A 1,355-nucleotide genomic window follows, 5' to 3' on the forward strand; every position below is an offset into this window, starting at 1 on the left:
GACTGTCAGGCTGTTTTCACCTGGTTCCGCAAGAATCGGGAAGACCTGGCCGGCGCGTTCTGACCCTTGTCTACGAATGACCCGGAGGGTGTCTTGGCGTTGTACTGTCGAGCGCCCGGCCAGGCACATAGAGCACTGCCACCTGCCGGGCGTGACCTAATAGGAGCCTGGAGCAATACGCGTTCCTCGTGACAGTCCTGTCCACCAGGCAGGCGACAGTGTGGCGTTCACACGAGCGAGGCAGGAAACACAAAGCAATGGAAACTCAGTTGGATACTAGATCCGGATACGTTGTCGTCGGCGTCGATACTCATAAACATCTTCACGTCGCAGCCGTCATGGACTCCGTCGCAGGCATCCTTGCGACCTTGACAATCCCCACCGACACCCCAGGATTTCGCCAGCTCCTGGCGTGGGCCCAGTCCTATGGTCAGATCTTGGTTTTCGGAGTTGAAGGGACCGGCTCTTACGGGGCCAGCCTGACATCCTATCTGCGCCGTCATGGGCACAGTGTCGTGGAGGCTGGCCGGCCCGACCGACGGCTGCGGAGAATGAACGGCAAATCCGACACTCTGGACGCAGAAAACGCTGCCCGAGCGGCTTTAGCAGGCATGGCTACCGCAATTCCTAAAACCGGTGATGGCACTGTGGAGATGCTCCGTCAGCTCAAGATCGTCCACGACACAGCTGTCAAAGACCGCAGTGCTGCGATGATCACCCTTAAAACGATGCTGGTCCATGGCGATGACCAGCTGCGGGCAAACACGAATAAAATGACCCAGATCAAGCTCGCTCGCCATCTGTCCCGGCTGCGTCCTGCGGACGTGACCACCGTCGCCGGGACGCTGCGCTACTCGCTGCGCACACTGGCACACAGGTGGCTCTACCTCGATACCCAAATTAAGGAACTAGAAGCAAAGATCCACGCCCTCGTGGCTGACTATCGCCCCGCCCTACTTCACCGGTTCGGCATCGGCGCCGACACGGCCGCGGAAATCCTCATCGTGGTCGGCGACAACCCCGAACGCATCAAATCAGAAGCGGCCTTCGCCAAGCTTGCCGGCATCAGTCCCATCCCAACAGGTTCAGGACAGACCAGCGGACGACACCGAATCAACCACGGAGGCCACCGTCAGCTCAACGCCGCGATCTACCGCACCGTCATCGTCCGAATGCAACACCACGAGCCGACCAAAGCCTACATCGCTAAACGCACCGCCGAAGGCAAGACAAAACGAGACATCATCCGATGCCTAAAACGCTACGTCATCCGCGAGGTCTACCACCTCGTCAAAGCCCAACCCACCACTATCGCCCATGCCCTGAAAGCGAGTTGACAGACATAGGAGCGTCAA

1 protein-coding gene is annotated in these 1,355 nt (G+C 59.0%); it reads left to right on the forward strand.

Features of this window, described 5'->3' with window-relative positions:
- Window positions 1-269: 269 nt before the first annotated feature.
- Complete coding sequence (locus H7E91_RS11430; protein ID WP_206680439.1) at window positions 270-1,337, forward strand: IS110 family RNA-guided transposase; 1,068 nt, start codon at window positions 270-272, stop codon at window positions 1,335-1,337.
- The last annotated feature ends 18 nt before the right edge of the window (window positions 1,338-1,355 follow it).

The organism is Flaviflexus huanghaiensis, from assembly GCF_014118685.1.
Lineage (GTDB): Bacteria > Actinomycetota > Actinomycetes > Actinomycetales > Actinomycetaceae > Flaviflexus > Flaviflexus huanghaiensis.